Source organism: Actinophytocola sediminis (assembly GCF_054779715.1).
Map to the genome: position 1 here is coordinate 1 of NZ_BAAGXS010000030.1, position 18260 is coordinate 18260.

The window sequence follows — 18260 nt, forward strand, 5'->3', positions numbered from 1 at the left end:
TCACCCACAAAGATCATCGGTGGATCCAGGTTGAACGTCCCGAATGAGGCATTCAGGGCTTTCGGGACGGCCACGATCTATGTGGGCTGGCTGACGGTGAACTGACGGGAGTGCCAGCCGGTGGCGCCGTCGGGAATCGGGGCGACGCGGTCCGCGGACTGGGTCCTGCCGGTGCGGTCGGTGGCCCGGACCTCGGCGGTGTGGGTGCCCGGACCGAGGTGGATCTGGCTGCGCCACATCCGCCAGGTCTGGTCGTTCACCTCGTCGGCGAGGATCGCCGGGCGCCATTCGCCTTTGTCCACGCGGACCTCGACCTTGTCGATGCCGACGTGTTGGGCCCAGGCGATGCCGGCGATGTCGACCGGTCCTGGTTGGACGGTGGCGAAGCTGCGCGGCGAGTCGATGCGGGACTGGGTCTTGATCGGCGCCTTCTGCGCCCAGTCTCGTTTCAGCCAGTAGGACTGCTTGGCGTCGAAGGTGGTCAGCTCCATGTCCACGACCCACTTCGTGGCGGACACGAAGCCGTACAGGCCGGGGACGACCATCCTGGCGGGGAAGCCGTGCTCGGTCGGCAACGGCTCGCCGTTCATGCCGATCGCCAGCAACGCGCCCCGGTCGCGATCCATCACCGCGTCCACCGGGGTGCCAGCGGTCCAGCCGTCGGCGCTGGTGGAGAACAACTGGTCCGACCCGGACCGCACGCCGGCCTCGTCGAGCAGGTCCCGCAGCGGGACGCCGACGAAGTTCGCGGTGGAGATGTAGCCGCCACCGACCTGATTGGACACACAGGTCATGGTGATGGTGCGTTCGACGAGCGGGCGTTGCCGGATGTCGTTGAAGCTGAACGTCTTCTGCTCGTCGACCAGGCCGTGGATGCGCAACGCCCAGTCCTCTGCCCGGACTCGCGGCACGCTGACCAGCGCGGTGTCCACCCGGTAGAAGTCGCGGTTGGCGGTGAGGAACCGGGGTGTGCCGAAGGACGCGAAGTCGGCTCCGCCGGGGATCGGCGGCGCGGGCGACTGGGGCGTCAGGGCACCGATGCCCGCGCGGGACGCCTCGACGTCGACCCGGCCGGCCAGCAACTGTCCGACACCACCGAACACCCCGGCGCCGACGGCCACCCCGCCCGACACCAACAGGAACCGGCGGCGGGAGGCGGTCGATGTTTCACCGGTCGTCGCGCGCCGGGTGGCGATGCGGTGCAGCCAGCCAAAAGTACCGACCCCGGCGAGCACACTCGACACCGGCGCCAGCAGGCCGATGGTGTCCACATTGTACTGATCAAGCACGGCGAGCAGGCCGACGACGCCGACGATCGCGGCCAGCACCATGCCCGGCAGGGCGCGGCGGCGCGACAGCAGCCCGGCGATCGTGCCGACGACCACCAGCACGACCGCGATCCCCCCGAACAGCAGCGGTTTCTTCGCGTCGCCGATCTCGCTGATGGCGAACTCGGTGATCGCGGGCGGGGTGAGGTCCCGGACGCTGTTGCCGACCGCGACGAACGGCGAGGCGTCCGGATCGGTGAGCCCGGCGACCAGATGGCTCACCGCCAACGCGGCGGTCACCGCCAGCACCCCGACCAGGCTCGCCACCCGCCGGGTCAGCGGCGCGGGTTCGTCGACCGGGCGGGATTCGTCGTTCAGCGCGTCAACCATGTCTGTTATTCGTTGCCGGCAGGCGAAAGGCTTGGTCGTCGAGCACGAGATCGCTGGCAGACAACGGAAAAGCCGCCGGAGTCCCCCCTCGAGGGACCCCGGCGGCGCCTGTCCGGTGACTCACGCAGGCGGCATGAGCACCGAGTCGATCAGGTACACGGTGGCGTTGGCGGTGGTCACGCCACCACAGACCACGTTGGCGTCATTGACCTTCAGCTCGTCGCCAGAACCGGTGACCTCGACCGTCCCGGTCTGCACCGTGGGGTGCTCGCCGACGATCGCGTCCGGCGCGATCTGGCCGGGCACGACGTGGTAGGTCAGAATGCTGCTCAACAGCTCCGAGTCGGTCTTCAGGGTCTCGATCGTCGCCGGGTCGATCTTGGCGAAGGCGTCGTCGATCGGGGCGAACACGGTGAACTCGTCACCGTTGAGCGTGTCGACCAGGTCGACCTCCGGGTTCAGCTGGCCGGACACCGCCTGGACGAGCGTCTTGAGCATCGGGTTGTTGCTCGCGGCGACCGCGACCGGGTCCTGTGCCATGCCCTCCACCGAGCCCGCGCCGTCCGGGTTCTGCTCGGCGTACGCGGCACAGCCGGAGCCGACCAGGTTGGCGGCCGGGTCAGCCATGCCGGTGTCCGCACTGGACTCCGTGGTCTCGCTGGTCGGCGCGGGCGCGGCGGGCTCGTTGCCGCCACCGTCATCGCTGCTACAGGCACCCAGGAACGCGAAGGCGGCGACGCCTACCGCGAGGACACTGTGGCGAATGCCGTTCTTCATGATCAATGATCTCCCATTCGTGAATGTTCGACATCTGAAAACTTCGGTGGCGCCGTCGGGGCGCTCTCTACGGGTTATTCGGTGCCCCGAAGCCGAAAGATTGGTTCCAATTACGACCAATCTCCGGCGGGCTCGGCTCCGAATACGCGAGTGAACAGCGTTTTTTCGACGACGATGGTGGGGAGCACAGTGGTGTCGACAGGCGTGGCTGGCCGGCTGGTTGACTTCGTGGAACGAGTGACCGTCGCTCCGTTCCCGGTTGGCCTGCGGGCCTGGGACGGCAGCCGGGCCGGCGCCGAGGACGGGCCGTGCGTGGTCCTGAGGTCCCGGCGGGCGTTGCGACACCTGTTGTGGCGGCCGGACGAGCTCGGTCTCGCCCGCGCCTATGTGAGCGGCGACCTGGACGTCGATGGCGACCTGACCGAGGGACTGCGCCTGGTCCGCCACCAGGCGGCCCGCCCGACGCCGGCCCAGCGGCTCGAGCTGATCCGACTGCTCGTCACCACCGGCGCGATCGGCCCGCGGCCGGCCCCTCCCCTGGCCGAGTCACGACTGTCGGGCCGGCTGCACACCCACCGGCGGGACCGGGCCGCGATCGCGCACCACTACGACCTGTCCAACGAGTTCTACCAACTGCTGCTCGACCCGCACATGGCCTACTCCTGCGGCTACTGGACCGCTCTCACCCCCGAGTACACCCTGCTCGACGCGCAGACCGACAAGCTCGATCTCATCTGCCGCAAGCTGGACCTGCGACCCGGCATGCGACTGCTCGACGTCGGCTGCGGCTGGGGTTCGCTGATCATGCACGCGGCCACGCACTACGGCGTGCACGCCACCGGGATCACCCTGTCGCGCCAGCAGCGCGATCACGTGCGGGCCCGCGTGGCCACGGCCGACCTGGACGGCACGGTCGAGGTCCACCAGGCCGACTACCGGCAGTTCGACCGCCCACCCTTCGACGCGGTGGCCTCGATCGAGATGGGCGAGCACGTCGGCGAACGGAACTACCCGCGCTACGCCGGCATGCTGTACCGGCTGCTCGCACCCCAGGGCAGGCTGCTGTTGCAACAGATGTCCCGCGGCGGCGGCGCGCCAGGCGGTGGCGCGTTCATCGAGACCTACATCGCGCCGGACATGACCATGCGCCCGGTCGGCGACACCCTCAACCACCTTCACCGGGCCGGGTTCGAGATCCGCGACGTGGCCGCCCTGCGCGAGCACTACGTGCGCACCTGCCGAGCGTGGGCGTCCACACTGGAGGAACAATGGCCTGACGTGGTGGCGTTGATCGGTCACGAGCGGGCCCGCGTGTGGCGGCTCTACCTCGCGGGCGGCGCACTGGCGTTCGAGGAGAACCGGATGGGTGTCGACCAGATCCTCGCGGTGCGGACCACCGCCGACGGCCACAGTGGGATGCCCGCGGTGCGCCCGGCCGAAGACCGGGTGTCGCATGGGTGAGATCCTGGTCAACCTGGCCGCCAGCGCGGGCGTGGTCGCCGTGCTGCTCGGCGTCGTGTTCGCCGTGTCGGTCCGACGTGGACGGCACGACCTCATCGACATCGCCTGGGGCCTGGGGTTCGCGCTCATCGCGATCACCACGTTCGTACTGTCCACTGGCGACCCGGCGACGAGCGCGGTGGTCACCGCGCTCACCGTGGCCTGGGGAGTGCGGCTCAGCCTCCACATCGGACTGCGCAACCACGGCAGGCCGGAGGACCGCCGGTACGTCGACATCCGCGCCAGAGCGCGGGGCAATCCGAACCTGCACCTGTTCAAGCTGGTCTACCTCACCCAGGGCGCGATCATGCTGCTGGTGTCCCTGCCGGTCCAGGCCGCGCAGTACGGCGCGGGCGCGCCGGCCTGGCTGTTGTGGCTCGGTGGGATCGTGTGGCTGGTCGGGCTGGTGTTCGAAACGGTCGGCGACTGGCAGCTGCGCCGGTTCACCAGCCAACCGGCCAACCGTGCGCGGGTGCTGGACCAGGGGCTGTGGCGCTACACCCGCCACCCCAACTACTTCGGCGACGCCACCGTCTGGTGGGGCCTCTACCTGCTCGCGTGCGGCACCTGGATCGGCGCGGCCACCGTGGTCGCACCGATCGTGATGACCTTCGTCCTGGCCAGGGGAACCGGCAAACCCCTGACCGAGAAACACCTCACCAGCTCCCGGCCCGGCTACGCCGACTACGTCCGCCGCACCAGTGGATTCCTGCCGCTGCCGCCACGCGCTCGACCAGCGCCACGACACCCGGCGTCCTAGGCTGACGTGGTGAGTACCACTGTCGTGTGGTTCCGGCGTGACCTGCGCGTGCGGGACCAGCCGACGTTCCTGTCCGCTGTGGACGCGGCGGACCGGGCGGTGGCCGTGTTCGTACTCGATCCGCCGCTGGTCGAGCCGGCGGGTGCCGCGCGACGGGAGTTCCTGTACGGCTGCCTGCGCGCGCTGGACACCGCGCTGGCCGGTCGGTTGCTGGTCGTACGCGGCGACCCGGAGACGGTGATCCCCCGCGTCGCCGGCGCGGTGGGCGCGCGGACGGTGCACGTCGCCGCCGACTTCGGCCCCTACGGCAAGGACCGCGACGCGCGCGTCGACCAGGCGCTGGCCGAGCAGGACACGGAACTGGTCCGCGCCGGCTCGCCCTACGCGGTGGCGCCGGGGCGGGTGCGCACCGCCGACGGCGGCCGGTTCCAGGTGTACACCCCGTTCTACCGGGCGTGGGCCGCCCACGGCTGGCGTCCGCCGGCCAGCACCGACGCGACCACCGTGCGCTGGCTCGACCCCGGTGACCTCGACCAGGACGCGGTGGCGATCCCCGAGCCGGCCGCGGTCGCCGGACTGCCGGAGCCGGGTGAGGACGCCGCGCTCCGGCGGTGGCGGGAGTTCCTGGACGACGGGGTCGAGTCCTACGCCAGCGCCCGCAACCGCCCCGACCTCGCCGGCACGTCCCGGTTGTCGCCGTACCTGAAGTTCGGGTGCCTCCACCCGCGAACCGTGCTCGCCGACCTCGCGCGGTCCGGTGTGGACGGTGACGCGTTCGCCAAGGAGATCGCGTGGCGCGAGTTCTACGCCGATGTCCTCGACCGGCGACCGGATTCCGCGCACCACAACTACGTTCGCGCCTTCGACGCGCTGCCGACCGAGTCCGGCGCCGAGGCCAAGCGGCTGTTCGCCGCGTGGCAGGACGGGCGGACCGGGTTCCCGATCGTCGACGCCGGCATGCGCCAGCTCCGCGCGGAAGGCTGGATGCACAACCGGGTCCGCATGATCACCGCCTCCTTTCTGGTCAAGGACCTGCACCTGCCGTGGCAGTGGGGCGCCCGGCACTTCATGCGGCTGCTCGTCGACGGGGATCTCGCGTCCAACCAGCACGGCTGGCAGTGGGTCGCCGGCAGCGGCACCGACGCCGCGCCCTACTTCCGGGTGTTCAACCCGACCACCCAGGGAGAGCGCTTCGATCCCGACGGTGCCTACGTCCGGGCCTACATCCCGGAGCTGGCCGACGTCCCCGGCAAACACGCCCACCAGCCGTGGCGCAGCCACCTCACCGACGGCGCGGCCTACCCTCGGCCGGTCGTCGACCACGACCAGGAACGCCGGGACGCGCTCGCCCGCTACGACGTGGTCAAGAACGCCCGCGCCAACCGGTGAGTCAACCAGATGTTCGATTCCGTGGATTGGCAGCAATCTTCGACCGGCGCGGCCTCGAATACCCAGTGTGCGAGGAACAGAGACCACCCGGGAGCGGGTCGCGGTCGTCGGTGCCGGTGTCGCCGGGCTGACCGCCGCCTACCTGCTGCAACGCCGTTACGACGTGCTCCTGTTCGAGGCCGCGCCGAGGCTCGGCGGCCACGCCGACACCCACGACGTGTCGACTTCGGACGGCGACACGGTGACGCTCGACACCGGGTTCATCGTGCACAACGAACGCACCTACCCGAACCTGATCCGGCTGTTCGGTGAGCTCGGCGTGGCCACCCAGGACACCGAGATGTCGATGAGCGTGCGCTGCGACGGCTGCGGCCTGGAGTACGCGGGCGCCAGGGGCCTGCCGGGACTGTTCCCGACGGCGGCGCACCTTCGCCGGCCGCGCTACCTGCGCATGCTCCCCGACGTGCCCCGGTTCCACCGGCTCGCGCGCCGCCTGCTGGCCGCGCCGGCCGACCTCGACCCGACGCTGGGCGAGTTCCTGGCCGCCAACGGGTTCTCCGCGTACTTCCGCCACCATTTCGTGCTGCCCGTGGTGTCGGCCGTGTGGTCGGCCGGCGAACAGCTCGGCCTGGACTACCCCGCGCGGTACCTGTTCACCTTTCTGGACAACCACGGCCTGTTGTCGGTCACCGGATCGCCGAGGTGGCGGACCGTCACCGGCGGCTCCCGGACCTATGTGGACCGAGCGGCGAAGTCCCTGTCCTCGGTGCACGTCAACACCCCGGTGCGCGCGGTCGAGCGGTGGTCCGGCGGCGTCGTGGTCCGCGACGAGGCCGACGAGACCCACCAGGTCGACCGGGTCGTCGTGGCCACCCATCCCGACCAGGCACTGCGACTGCTTGACCGGCCGACCGCCGCCGAGGAGCAGGTCCTCGGCGCGTTCGGCTACTCGACCAACGAGACCTGGCTGCACACCGACGCCTCGGTCCTCCCCCGCGCGCCGCGCGCCCGCGCCTCGTGGAACTACCTCAAGCGCACCTGTCACGACGACACCGGCCCGGCCGTGGTCAGCTACCACCTCAACCGGCTGCAACGGCTCGCCGAGCCGGCGGACTACCTGGTGACGCTCAACGCCACCGAGCAGATCCCGGCATCGGCCGTGCTGGCCAGGATGAGCTACCAGCACCCGGTGTACACAAAGGACTCGGTGGCCGCGCAACGCCGTCTGCCGGAGCTGACCGACCGGCGGACCGCGTTCGCCGGCGCCTACCACGGCTGGGGCTTCCACGAGGACGGCTGTGTCGCCGGTGTCCGTGCCGCCGCCGCGTTCGGAGTCCCCTGGTGACCGCCGCCATCTACCACGCGGAGGTCACCCACATCCGCACCGAGCGACCGGCCCGCATCTTCCGGCACCGCACCTACCTGTGGCTGGTCGACCTGGACCACCTGCCCCGGTTGCCGTGGTGGCTGCGGCCCTTCGCCGGGTTCGCCGCCAGGGACCACCTCGGCGACCCGCGACGGACGATCCGGCAGAACGTGGACGCCTGGCTGACCGCGCGCGGCGTGTCGTCGGCTGGCGGACGCGTGCTGATGCTCACCAACGCCAGGGTGCTCGGACACGTGTTCAACCCGATCACCGTGTACTGGTGCCACCACGAGGACGACGCGCTCGCCTGCGTGGTCGCCGAGGTGCACAACACCCACGGTCAGCGGCACTGCTACCTGCTGCGTCCAGACGAGACCGGCCAGGCCACCACGGCCAAGCGGTTCTACGTGTCGCCGTTCCAGCGGATGGGCGGCGAGTACCACATGCGCCTGCCACAACCGGATCAGCGCCTGGCACTCACCGTCGCACTGCGACAGCACGACCGGACCCCGCTGGTGGCCACGCTGCGCGGCCGCCGCACGCCCGCCACCCGGCGGGCACTGGTCCGTGCCGTACTGCACCGACCGCTGGTCACCCTGTGGACCAGCGCGCTGATCCGCCGGCACGGCATCGCCATGTGGTTGCGCCGGGTCCCGATCACCCGCCGGCCACCCCACGTTCCCCAGGAAGATGTCCGATGACGACAGTCCACAACAGACATGACACGATCCGGCCGCACCGCGCCGAGGTGACCGGGCCGGGCCTCAGCCAGCTGCACACCGCGCCCACCCGCGCCTGGCTGGCCGAACGACTGTTCCGGCATGCCGCCGGACCGCTGCCGGTGCGCGTGGTGTTCCCCGGCGGGGAACGCGTCGGCGCCGGCGGCGCCGACGCGCCGGTGATGCGGCTGATCCGGCCGCGAACCTTCTTCCACCGGCTCGGGCTCGACGCCAAGATCGGCTTCGGCGAGGCCTACATGGCAGGCGACTGGACCAGCACCGACCCCGCCGGCCTGCTCACCCCGTTCGCCGCGCGCATGGCCGCGCTCATCCCGAAACCCCTGCAGGTCCTGCGCCGCTTCGTGGACGCGGCCCGCCCGGACGCCGAGCGCGGCACCATCGCGGGTGCCCGCGCCAACATCCACCGGCACTACGACCTGTCCAACACGCTGTTCGAGGTGTTCCTCGATCCGTCCATGACCTACTCCTCGGCGTGGTTCGCCCCCGGCTCGGACGACCTGTACGCCGCGCAGCTGCGCAAGATCGACGCCGTCCTGGACCTCGCTGGCGTCACCGCCGGCACCCGGGTGCTGGAGATCGGCACCGGTTGGGGCGCGCTCGCGATCCGCGCGGCCCGGCGCGGCGCCCGGGTGACGACCATGACCATCTCCCGCGAACAGCAGGTGCTGGCCGAACAGCGCATCGCCGAGGCCGGCGTGGCCGACCGGGTCCAGGTGCTGCTGCGCGACTACCGCGAGGCCAACGGCAGCTACGACGCGGTGGTGTCCGTGGAGATGATCGAGGCGGTCGGGGACGAGTACTGGCCGGACTACTTCGCCACCATCAGCCGCCTGCTGCGCCCGGGTGGACTGGCGGGGCTGCAGGCCATCACCATGCCGCACGACCGGATGCTGGCCACCCGCCGCTCGCACACCTGGATCCACAAGTACGTCTTTCCCGGCGGCCAGCTGCTTTCCGTGCCCGCCGTACGCGAGCACGCGGCCGCCGCCGGGCTGCGGATCACCGAACGGCACGGCCTCGGCCAGCACTACGCACGCACCCTGCACCAGTGGCGCGACCGTTTCCTGGCCGGCTGGGACACCGTCGCCGCGGCGGGCTTCGACCCGATGTTCCGCCGGATGTGGGACTTCTACCTCGCCTACTGCGAAGCCGGGTTCCGCTCGGGGTACCTCGACGTGTGGCAGTTCGGACTGACGAAAGCAGGCGACCATGGTTGACGAAACCGGCACCACCCCGGACATTCGGGGTGGTGCCGGACCGGACGACGTGGACGTCACGACCCTGATGCGACAGGTAGGCCGCGGCGACGAGAGCGCGTTCGAACGGCTGTACGACCAGCTGTCCGGTCCGGTCTACGGCCTCATCCGCCGTGTCGTCCGCGACCCGGCGCAGTCCGAGGAGGTGGCCCAGGACGTCATGGTGGAACTGTGGCGCACCGCGACGCGCTATGCCCCCGAACGTGGCAGCGTGCAGACCTTCGCGCTCACCCTCGCACACCGCCGGGCGGTGGACCGGGTGCGCTCCGAACAGGCGGCCGCCGACCGCGAACACCGCGCCGGCTACCGCGACACCGTCCGGCCATACGACGAGGTGGCCGAACAGGTCACCATCCGGTTGGAGCAGGAGCAGGTGCGTCGCTGTCTGGCCACGCTCACCGAACTGCAACGCGAGTCCGTCATGCTGACCTACTACGGCGGCCGCACGTCCCGCGACGTCGGCGAACTGCTCGGGACGCCGCTGGGCACCATCAAGACCCGCCTGCGGGACGGCCTGATCCGCCTGCGCGACTGTCTGGGGGTATCGGCATGAACAGCCGGCCAACCGCCGAGGTGCACACGCTCACCGGCGCCTACGTGCTGGACGCGGTGACCGACGACGAGCGCGCGGAGTTCGAGCGCCACCTCACCGACTGCGAGGCGTGCGCGCAGGAGGTGCTGGAGTTCCGCGAAACCACCACCCGGCTCGGACTCGCCGCCGCCGCGGTGCCGCCACCGGAGCTGCGCGCGTCCGTACTCGCCCGCATCCGGGAGGTTCGCCAACTGCCAGGTGACTCCCCGGTCCCGCGCACCGATCCGGTGCCACTGCCGATCCGTCCACGGTGGACACGCGTGGCCACCAGCCTGTCCGTCGCCGCGGCCGCCGTGCTCCTCGTCGTCACCGTCGCCCTGGGCGTCATGCTGGCCAGCGAGCGAGAGTCCAATGAGGACACCGCCAACCAGATCGAGGCGATGACCGAGATCCTGCGCGCCGGCGATGTGCAGATGACCAAGGAAGGTGACCCGTCCGGGGCCCAGATGACCGTGCTGGCGTCCCGAAGCGCGGACCGCGCGCTGCTGCTCGCCGAACAACTCCCCGACGCCCCGGACGGCCGCGACTACCAGGCCTGGACCATCGGCAACGACGTCCGACCCGCTGGCCTGGTCAACCCCGACCACGGCCGCGCCAGCCTGTCGGTCGACGACCTCCAAGCCGTCAACCAGCTCGCCATCACGCTAGAACCGGACGGCGGATCCGACCAGCCGACCACCACCCCCATCATGGAGTTCGACCTGAGCTAGTGTGTCCCGTGCGTTTACTCGTGCACGGCTGGGCCTGACACGCGGCACTGCACGTTGATTGGCTGGTTGTCCTGATTCAGGTTTCCGCGATGAGTTGCTCGTACGGGATGCCATCACCGTAGCGGGCTGTCACCTTGCAGATGACCTTTATTCGACCCGGCCGCATCGGGTCGATACCGTTGACCACGTTCCGCATCGTTCCTTCGGGGAAGATGTCCTCGCCTACACTGCTACATTCTTTGGCGAGGCGGCGGACTGTCCAGTTGTGGTCTTCTAACCAGCTTCGGATGCGGGCGCGGTTCAGTTTTGGCATCGCGACAAAACCCTGGTCGTCCTAGTTCCGGTCGTCGGTCCACAGGAGTCGCATCGGGGTGATGCGTTCGAACTGAGCCAAGGCCCTCTCCGGGGTCGTGGTGTTCGTTATCGTTGCCAGCCCGGAGGCAGGATCACGGCGGAAGGTGACAACTTCCTGCTCGCCGGAAGGGCGAGTGATCGACATACCGACAGCGTAGACACTGTCCGCGCAGTCATCGATGGTTTCCAGAGTGAAAGTCCGGATGTCCATAGCATTCTCCAGTGATTCAGATTCAGTGTTTGTCAACGGTTCGCCTGCGCCTGGTACAAGCGATCTAGTTGGCCGAGTTCGCGGTGCCAGGTAGGAATGGCGTCAAGTCCGGCACGCCGCACGTTCCGGGAGATCCAGCGACCGCCGAGGCCGGGGAAGGTCACCGCGCCGCATGCGCACCACAACACCGCCTTGACGTGGTGGCCAGGCGTGTTACGCAACACCCACACCAGTGCGGACTGCGCGACGCAGACGTGCAGGCGACCCGGAAGCCGCACCCGGTCCCATCGATTACCGCCGCGGTGTTTGAGGCCGACCTGCTGCGGGTCAACAGTCCACGGACCACCCGACGAGGAAACAGAGGCCAACGCGGAGCTGGATTACCCACGCCCGCTCACCCGCTGGTTCTCCATCATCGCTGCCTTGTCCTGGGAACGCACGCGCCAACCGTCGCGCCAGCCGCCTCCGGCCTCCACACCTCCGAAAAGACCGAGTCGGTCTAGACCCACTCGGGCTGGTGATCAACGCTGACCCGACAACGCGGTCTGATCACGAGGCGGTAATCCACCAGTAGCCAGCGAACGCTACGGTGAGGAGCCATCCGATAACGGCATGGAAGGGACGATGACCGGCGATTCGGGATACCACTGCCGCGCATGCGGGTGCTCACTGCGTCGAGGGCACCTGGGCGTGCTGTGCGACCCGTGCGCACGCACGGCACGTTGGTCCGGTCGGTGCCCAGTTCCGGACGGCTTCTACGACGCTCCGTCCCTGCGCTCCGCCCTCGCCAAGTACGACTTCGGCACGGTCTTCCGCGCTGTTCGACTCCAGGCCAAGCTCACCCAGGAGGAACTCGGGTTCCTCGTCGGACTACACCAGCCGCGCGTCTCCGCCGTCGAGCGCGGCGAGCACCAGATCCGCGACGTCGCGGTCGTCGCCCGTATCGCGGCGGCGCTGGGGGTTCCGGCGTCGCTGTTGGGCTTCCGCTCCTCACCTGCCGGTAGCGTGCGCAGCCAGGAGGTGAGTTGGGTGGATCGCAGGGACTTCTTCGGCGCGGTCGCCGCCATCGCCCTCGGCGCCGGTGTCCATCCCGAACTGGAACGGCTCGAGGCGCTCCTGCCGGTCCGTAGTGATCCGTCCCCGCCACTCCGGATCGGTGCCTCCGACGTGGCGGCGATCCAGGAGACCACGCAGGCGTTCCGCCAGTCCGACTACCGGCACGGAGGTGGCTTGTCCCGGGCGGCGGCGGTCGCGCAGCTCGGGTACGTGCTCAAGCTCCAGAACGCGCGATGCGATGATCAGGTTCGCGCTCAACTGCTGCTCGCGACGGCTGATCTCGCGATGGCCGCCGCGTGGATGACCTACGACGTGGAGCAGAACGAGGCTGCCCGCCGGCTGTGGATGATCGCGCTGGACACCGCACGCCGCGCCGACCACCCGCTCAGCGCGGACCTGACGGTGATCCTGCTGCTCGACCTCGCACACCAGGCGTTGCACCTACGCCGCCCGGACGAAGCGCTGCGTCTGGTGCAACTCGCGGCGTCGGCAGCGACGACCGGTCGGTACCCGGTCAGCGCCAGCACCCGGAGCTATATCGCGGCGACCCTCGCTTGGTGCCACGCCGCACTCGGCAACGCTGAACAGTGTTGGCGTGCGCTCGGTGACGCCCAGCAGTCCTATGTCGACGCCGACCCCGCCACCGCACCGCCATGGGCGGCGAACGTGACCCTGGCCGAGATCGCTGCCCAGCACGGACACTCCTACTACCTCCTGGCCCAGGCCGATCCCAGCTATGCGCCGTCGGCTGTCGAACACCTGCGAGTCGCGGTGGACGGTTTCGGGTCGGCTTACGCGCGCTCGCGTGCGGTCAACCTGCCCGGCTTGGCGGGCAGCTACTTCTACGTCGGCGAACTCGAAACGGCCGTTGCGACCGGATATGAGGCGGTGACCGAGATCGGCACCCTGTCCTCCCAACGGGCCTACGCCCGGCTCGCGGTACTCGCGGACGCGGCGGCCCCGTTTGGCGACGATTCCGCGGTTGCTGACCTGCGCCAGCGAATCCGGGACGCGCTGGCGTCGGCCGCCTGACCGCCGAAGATCACCGCATGCTGGAGGACCTTCCCGGGCTGGAGGCGCTCTCGGCCGCGTGTCGCGCGTTCGGCCTGGATGACGCCGACGCACGACTACTGCACCACCGGTCCAACGCGGTCTACGCGCTTCCCCGGGACCAGGTCGTCGCCCGGCTGTCGCCGGCGACCGACCTGCGGCGGGAGCGCGCGGCCACAGTGATCGGCGTGACTCGCTGGCTGTCCTCGCTGCCGGATCCAGTCGCCTTGGCACCGCTCCCGGGAGATCAGCCGGTCGTCACGGAATCAGCGGTCGCCACGTTCTGGCGCTACCGGCCGACGACCGCACCGCCGACCTTCGAGCACCTGGCGACGCTGTTGCGGCGGCTTCACCAACTGCCGCCGCCACCGTTCCCGATGCCCCGATACCGTCCCCTGCACCGCCTTCGCGAAGCCATTGACCTCGATACGCGCCGCAACGAGCCGGCCCTCGCCGACACCACCCGAGCGTGGCTCGACAACCGAGTCGCCGTCATGCTCGAAACGTTCACCCAGACAACGTTCCCGCTCGGTGTTGGCCTCATCCATGCCGACGCCCACAGCGAGAACCTCGTCCGCCAGGACGACGGCTGGGTGCTGATCGACTGGGACCAGACCTGCCTCGGCCCCCGCGAGCTGGACCTTCTCGCCGGTCTACCCGACCATTTCCACGAACCAGCAGCCGACCGCACGGCGTTTCTCACCGCCTATGGCTACGACCTGACTCGCTGGCCGGCCTGGACCCTGCTCCGCGACATCGCCGAACTGCACTCACTGGCCTCCTACATCCGCCTCGCACCAACCAAACCCGCTGCCGCCCAGGAACTCACCCGACGAGTGGACTCGCTGCGCTCCGGCGACCGGTCCGTCCGCTGGCACGCGATCTCCTAACCGCACGACGGTCCCGGCCGTTGCGGCATGATTGACGGGTGCGGGGATTATTTGCCCACAAGGACTTCCGGCGATTCTGGGTGGCCGACGCGCTGAGTCAGATCGGGACCAGGGTCAGCGCGCTGGCCTTACCGCTGTTGGCCGTGCTGACCTTGCATGCCTCGGCGTTCGAGGTGTCCATGGTGCGGACGATGCAGACCGTGGCGTTCCTGCTGCTCGGTCTGCAGGCCGGCGCGTGGTGTGATCGACGGCGCAACCGGCCGGTCATGGTCGTCGCCGATCTTGGGCGGGCGATCGCGCTCGGGTCCATTCCGCTGGCGGCCGCGTTCAGTGCGCTGACCATGGCGCACGTGTTCGTGGCGGTGTTCCTCACCGGGATGCTGACGGTGTTCTTCGACGTGGCCCATCAGTCGTACCTGCCGCGGCTGGTGAGCACGGACAAACTCGTCGACGGTAACGCGAAACTGCGTGCCAACATGTCTGTCGCGGGGGTCGCGGCCCCCAGTCTGTCCGGCGCCATGGTCCAGTGGTTCACCGCGCCGGCCGCGATTCTGGTGAACGCGGTCACCTTCCTGTGGTCGGCCGCCTGGCTGCGATCCATTCGCACCACCGAGCCCGAGCCCAGACGTGCCACCGACCGCTCCATGCGCAGAGAAATCGTCGAGGGGGTCCGGTTCGTCTTCAGGCATCCGATCCTGCGGGCCACGAGCATCGGCAGCGCGACGCTCGGGTTGTTTCAGTCCGCCCATCTGGCCATCGTGATCGTGTTCCTGGTGCGGGAGGTCGGTCTGTCCGCCGGGGTTATCGGGCTGTTGAGCAGTTTGGGGATCGTCGGCGCTCTTCCGGCCGCGATCCTGGCACGCGGAATCGCCGACCGCGTCGGTGCCGCTCGACTGCTGTGGACATCCGCCGTGGCGACCGGCTGTTTCCAGTTGCTGTTCCCGTTGACCAGTCCGGGATGGGGCCTGGCGTGGTACCTGGCCGCACTGTTCGGCACCTCCGTCGGCATCACCTTCTTCACCATCATGCAGGCGAGTGTGCAGCAGTCGTTGTGCCCCAACGAACTGCTCGGTCGCATGAACGCCACGGTGAGCTTCCTGTTCTGGGGCGCCGCCACGCTCGGCAGCACGCTGGCCGGCACGGTGGCCACGTTTGTCGGGCTCAGGCCGACTCTGTGGATCGCCGCGGCGGGAGTGCTGCTGTCCGCCGGGTGGCTGATCGCGTCCCCACTGGTCAGGATGCGACAGCTGCCTACGACCGAGCCGGACACTCCTGGCGGTGGTAGCGGCCGGGAGACACGCCGTACTCGCGCTTGAACGCGGTGCCGAACGCGTACTCCGAGCCGTACCAGACCAGCCTGCGCACCAAGCGACTCGACGGTCCACCGCTGCGCCGGATCACGATAGATCGCGTCGCACCTGCGCCCGCTGCTGCGGCACGAGGACGCCTACCAGCCACGCACGCTAGCCATCTCATGGCGTGGGAGACCACGCCGAGCACTGCGGATCGCAGGTGTTTCGGCACAGTTCAATCCGCGTAACCGGCGTATTTCGGGTAGGAAAACCGCCGCTGGTGCGCGCGGGGAATCGGTGAACGGGACGGGTCAGTCCGGCAACTGGCAACCGAAAACGCCGTCCCCCAGTGTAAACAGCAGCCTCTGGCCGCCGCCGCGCTGATCTTCCTAACTTGGTGGCAGGAGCACGAAACCGTGCTCGGAGACCACGTGAGGGAACAGGAAGACCATGTCGAAATTCACGAGAGTCAGCGTCGTCGTGGCCGCCGCCGCGACGGCGTTCGCCACCTTCGCGGCACCCGCGGGGGCCGAGGAGGGCACGATCGTCGCCGCCGGCGCGGCGAACGCGGTGCCGGACAGCTACATCGTCGTGCTCGAGCCGACCGCGGACGTGCGGGCACACGGTCTGGCCGACCGGTTCGGTGGCCGCGTCGGCTTCGAGTACCCGACCCTGAACGGGTTCTCGGTCGAGCTGAGCGAGCGGCAGGCCAAGCGCCTGGCCGCGGACCCCGCGGTGCGGTACGTGGAGCAGAACCGGACGATCTCGGTCGCCGAGGTGCAGACCAATCCGCCGTCGTGGGGCCTGGACCGCGTCGACCAGCGCGCACTGCCCCTCAACTCCCGCTACGAGTACAGCACCACGGCGTCGAACGTGAACGTGTACGTGCTGGACACCGGGGTGCGGGCGGCGCACCAGACGTTCGGCGGCCGGGTCCGGCAGGGATACGACTTCGTGGACAACGACACCAACGCCGACGACGGCTACGGGCACGGCACCCACGTGGCGGGCACGATCGCCGGGTCGCAGTACGGCGTGGCGAAGGGCGCGTCGGTCTATCCGGTGCGGGTGTTGAACAGCCAGGGCAGCGGCACGACCGCGCAGGTGGTCGCGGGCATCAACTGGATCACGCAGAACGCCCGCCGGCCCGCGGTCGCCAACGCCAGCCTCGGCGGTGGCGCGTCGACCACGATCGACAACGCGGTCCGCGGTTCGGTCTCCGCCGGGGTCACCTGGGTGGTGGCCGCCGGCAACTCGAACACCAACGCGTCCTCGACCTCCCCGGCACGCGTGCAGGAGGCGCTCACCGTCGGCGCGACCACGAGCACCGACGCGCGGGCGTCCTACTCCAACTACGGCAGCGTGCTCGACCTGTTCGCCCCCGGGTCGAACATCACCTCCGCGTGGAACAGCAGCAACACCGCGACCTACACCGGCAACGGCACGTCCTTCGCCGCGCCGCACGTGGCCGGTGCCGCCGCGCTGTACCTGTCGGCGAACACCTCGGCCAGCCCCGCGCAGGTCGAGCAGACGCTGGAGAGCAGGGCGACCAGCGGCGTGGTCGGCAGCCCCGGTTCCGGGTCGCCGAACCGGCTGCTCTACACGGGTCCGTAAGGACCTGAACCAGGGGTGGGCGGTCACCGACAGGGCGGTGGCCGCCCACCCGCCTTTCACATCTCCCAGGAGACGTCGACCAGTCCGGTCACGTCCGACTCGACCACGGTCACCGCACCGGAACGGCTGGGGGTCAGCAGGTCCCCGGCACCGCCTCGGCGACACCGCGCCGGTGTCGCCGAGGCGAACCGTATCTCCAGCACGTAGGCCCGCACCGGCAATGAGAACCGGCGGAAGAACCGCCCGGCGGGGCCGCCGGAGTCGCCGAACGCCACCACGTACTCGGCGACGGCGGTCGAACCGAGGGGCAGCGCGGTGTCCAGCACGAGTTCAGCCGCCGCGAGCCGGGCGCGCCGATCGACCCTGGCCCGGTCAAGGCGACACCGCCACAGCCCGGTGACCACCGCCGGCTCGGGCGCGGCACCGTGGTGCCAGACGTCGATCCACCGCGTGGCACCGTCATGCAGGGCGCTGAACACGTGCCGGGTGTGCACGCTGACGACCCGGCCCGCCGCGTCGACCACGACCGTGTCGTGCTGGCTGAGCCGCGACAGCAGGGCATCGGCCGCCGTGTCCAGAGTGGACAGCAGGCGGGCACCGGTCGGTCCCCAGGTCGCGGCCAGCGGCCGCGCGGGTGCGGTGGCGGTGCGGCCACGCGGGCGCGGCGGGCCGAGCAGGGTCACCAGCGTGCCCGGCGCCAGCCGCAACACCTGCTCCAACTCGGCGACCGCCCGGCGGGACTCGACACGCTCGGGGGTGCGCCTGCCGGACTGCCAGTTGCTGAGCGTGGGGACGCTGACGTGCACGTCGCGCAGCCGCAACCGGTACTGGATCCGTTCAAGGGGCAATCCGCTCGCGCTGATCGCCGCCCGCAGCACCATCGGGAACGACCCGACCATCTCCACCGACACCACCGATAGTGACGCGCCCAGCACGCTACGTGCAAGCGCACCCACCAGGTGGGACACCCGCGCCAACTGCCCTGAATGCCTCATTCAGGACGTTGAACCTGGATCCACCGAAGATCTTGGTGTGTTGATCGTGT

Annotated in this window: 17 protein-coding genes; 12 read left to right on the forward strand and 5 right to left on the reverse strand. The window is 69.8% G+C overall.

The genetic code is table 11. From position 1 onward, the window contains the following. Nucleotides 1–77 precede the first annotated feature (77 nt). Nucleotides 78–1658 (reverse strand): molybdopterin-dependent oxidoreductase, encoded by a 1581-nt coding sequence (locus tag ACYVIP_RS20235; RefSeq protein WP_460398550.1) that lies wholly within the window; start codon nt 1656–1658, stop codon nt 78–80. 120 nt (nt 1659–1778) lie between these two features. Further along, nucleotides 1779–2435, reverse strand: a complete 657-nt coding sequence (locus ACYVIP_RS20240) for a fasciclin domain-containing protein (RefSeq protein WP_460398552.1) — start codon at nt 2433–2435, stop codon at nt 1779–1781. Between the two features lie 174 nt (nt 2436–2609). Here ACYVIP_RS20240 and ACYVIP_RS20245 point away from each other — a divergent pair, with 174 nt between their 5' ends. The 8 genes from ACYVIP_RS20245 to ACYVIP_RS20280 all read left to right on the forward strand — a co-directional run bounded on the left by ACYVIP_RS20245 (nt 2610) and on the right by ACYVIP_RS20280 (nt 10748). Then, entirely contained in the window at nt 2610–3896 is a 1287-nt protein-coding gene (locus ACYVIP_RS20245; protein WP_460398554.1) for a class I SAM-dependent methyltransferase, read from the forward strand. Further along, nucleotides 3889–4695 (forward strand): DUF1295 domain-containing protein, encoded by an 807-nt coding sequence (locus ACYVIP_RS20250; RefSeq protein ID WP_460398556.1) that lies wholly within the window; start codon nt 3889–3891, stop codon nt 4693–4695. Before ACYVIP_RS20245 ends, ACYVIP_RS20250 begins: the two co-directional genes overlap by 8 nt. Nucleotides 4696–4701: 6 nt before the next feature. Further along, nucleotides 4702–6084, forward strand: a complete 1383-nt coding sequence (locus ACYVIP_RS20255; RefSeq protein WP_460398558.1) for a cryptochrome/photolyase family protein — start codon at nt 4702–4704, stop codon at nt 6082–6084. A 67-nt stretch (nt 6085–6151) separates the two neighbouring features. After that, nucleotides 6152–7429: an NAD(P)/FAD-dependent oxidoreductase gene (locus tag ACYVIP_RS20260; RefSeq protein WP_460398560.1), complete on the forward strand. Its 1278-nt coding sequence runs from the start codon at nt 6152–6154 to the stop codon at nt 7427–7429. After that, nucleotides 7423–8151, forward strand: a complete 729-nt coding sequence (locus ACYVIP_RS20265) for a DUF1365 domain-containing protein (RefSeq protein ID WP_460398583.1) — start codon at nt 7423–7425, stop codon at nt 8149–8151. The genes ACYVIP_RS20260 and ACYVIP_RS20265 overlap by 7 nt, the downstream gene beginning before the upstream one ends. Next, nucleotides 8148–9407, forward strand: a complete 1260-nt coding sequence (locus ACYVIP_RS20270; protein ID WP_460398562.1) for a class I SAM-dependent methyltransferase — start codon at nt 8148–8150, stop codon at nt 9405–9407. Before ACYVIP_RS20265 ends, ACYVIP_RS20270 begins: the two co-directional genes overlap by 4 nt. After that, a complete protein-coding gene (gene sigK, locus ACYVIP_RS20275) occupies nt 9400–9999 on the forward strand; it encodes an ECF RNA polymerase sigma factor SigK (protein ID WP_460398564.1) in 600 nt (199 codons plus the stop codon). The genes ACYVIP_RS20270 and sigK overlap by 8 nt, the downstream gene beginning before the upstream one ends. Beyond that, on the forward strand, nt 9996–10748 hold the full coding sequence (locus ACYVIP_RS20280; protein ID WP_460398567.1) for an anti-sigma factor: 753 nt from the start codon (nt 9996–9998) through the stop codon (nt 10746–10748). The genes sigK and ACYVIP_RS20280 overlap by 4 nt, the downstream gene beginning before the upstream one ends. Before the next feature lie 76 nt (nt 10749–10824). Here ACYVIP_RS20280 and ACYVIP_RS20285 read toward each other — a convergent pair whose 3' ends face one another. Together ACYVIP_RS20285 and ACYVIP_RS20290 are read right to left on the reverse strand one after the other, a co-directional pair. Then, nucleotides 10825–11061, reverse strand: a complete 237-nt coding sequence (locus tag ACYVIP_RS20285) for a hypothetical protein (RefSeq protein ID WP_460398569.1) — start codon at nt 11059–11061, stop codon at nt 10825–10827. 21 nt (nt 11062–11082) lie between these two features. Continuing rightward, entirely contained in the window at nt 11083–11313 is a 231-nt protein-coding gene (locus tag ACYVIP_RS20290) for a hypothetical protein (protein ID WP_460398571.1), read from the reverse strand. A 624-nt stretch (nt 11314–11937) separates the two neighbouring features. On the opposite strand from ACYVIP_RS20290, the gene ACYVIP_RS20295 reads away from it, so the two are divergent. From ACYVIP_RS20295 to ACYVIP_RS20310, 4 genes are all read left to right on the forward strand, one after another. Further along, nucleotides 11938–13401 carry a helix-turn-helix domain-containing protein gene (locus ACYVIP_RS20295; protein ID WP_460398573.1) on the forward strand — a complete coding sequence of 488 codons (1464 nt, stop codon included), beginning with the start codon at nt 11938–11940 and terminating at the stop codon, nt 13399–13401. A 17-nt stretch (nt 13402–13418) separates the two neighbouring features. After that, the gene (locus tag ACYVIP_RS20300) at nt 13419–14309 is read left to right on the forward strand and encodes a phosphotransferase (RefSeq protein WP_460398575.1); all 891 of its coding nucleotides are present in this window, start codon (nt 13419–13421) and stop codon (nt 14307–14309) included. A 38-nt stretch (nt 14310–14347) separates the two neighbouring features. Continuing rightward, on the forward strand, nt 14348–15625 hold the full coding sequence (locus tag ACYVIP_RS20305) for an MFS transporter (RefSeq protein ID WP_460398577.1): 1278 nt from the start codon (nt 14348–14350) through the stop codon (nt 15623–15625). Nucleotides 15626–16051: 426 nt separating this feature from the next. After that, nucleotides 16052–17215 carry a S8 family peptidase gene (locus ACYVIP_RS20310; RefSeq protein ID WP_460398579.1) on the forward strand — a complete coding sequence of 388 codons (1164 nt, stop codon included), beginning with the start codon at nt 16052–16054 and terminating at the stop codon, nt 17213–17215. A 56-nt stretch (nt 17216–17271) separates the two neighbouring features. Here ACYVIP_RS20310 and ACYVIP_RS20315 read toward each other — a convergent pair whose 3' ends face one another. Next, on the reverse strand, nt 17272–18210 hold the full coding sequence (locus ACYVIP_RS20315; protein ID WP_460398581.1) for a hypothetical protein: 939 nt from the start codon (nt 18208–18210) through the stop codon (nt 17272–17274). Nucleotides 18211–18260: the final 50 nt, after the last annotated feature.

Coding starts and splice junctions, on each gene's coding strand:
- ACYVIP_RS20295 (WP_460398573.1), top strand. CDS start 11,938: ATGACCGGCGATTCGGGATACCACTGCCGCGCATGCGGGTGCTCACTG.
- ACYVIP_RS20280 (WP_460398567.1), top strand. CDS start 9,996: ATGAACAGCCGGCCAACCGCCGAGGTGCACACGCTCACCGGCGCCTAC.
- ACYVIP_RS20240 (WP_460398552.1), bottom strand. CDS start 2,435: ATGAAGAACGGCATTCGCCACAGTGTCCTCGCGGTAGGCGTCGCCGCC.
- ACYVIP_RS20270 (WP_460398562.1), top strand. CDS start 8,148: ATGACGACAGTCCACAACAGACATGACACGATCCGGCCGCACCGCGCC.
- ACYVIP_RS20290 (WP_460398571.1), bottom strand. CDS start 11,313: ATGGACATCCGGACTTTCACTCTGGAAACCATCGATGACTGCGCGGAC.
- ACYVIP_RS20250 (WP_460398556.1), top strand. CDS start 3,889: ATGGGTGAGATCCTGGTCAACCTGGCCGCCAGCGCGGGCGTGGTCGCC.
- ACYVIP_RS20300 (WP_460398575.1), top strand. CDS start 13,419: ATGCTGGAGGACCTTCCCGGGCTGGAGGCGCTCTCGGCCGCGTGTCGC.
- ACYVIP_RS20245 (WP_460398554.1), top strand. CDS start 2,610: ATGGTGGGGAGCACAGTGGTGTCGACAGGCGTGGCTGGCCGGCTGGTT.
- ACYVIP_RS20315 (WP_460398581.1), bottom strand. CDS start 18,210: ATGAGGCATTCAGGGCAGTTGGCGCGGGTGTCCCACCTGGTGGGTGCG.
- ACYVIP_RS20285 (WP_460398569.1), bottom strand. CDS start 11,061: ATGCCAAAACTGAACCGCGCCCGCATCCGAAGCTGGTTAGAAGACCAC.
- ACYVIP_RS20310 (WP_460398579.1), top strand. CDS start 16,052: ATGTCGAAATTCACGAGAGTCAGCGTCGTCGTGGCCGCCGCCGCGACG.
- ACYVIP_RS20235 (WP_460398550.1), bottom strand. CDS start 1,658: ATGGTTGACGCGCTGAACGACGAATCCCGCCCGGTCGACGAACCCGCG.
- sigK (WP_460398564.1), top strand. CDS start 9,400: ATGGTTGACGAAACCGGCACCACCCCGGACATTCGGGGTGGTGCCGGA.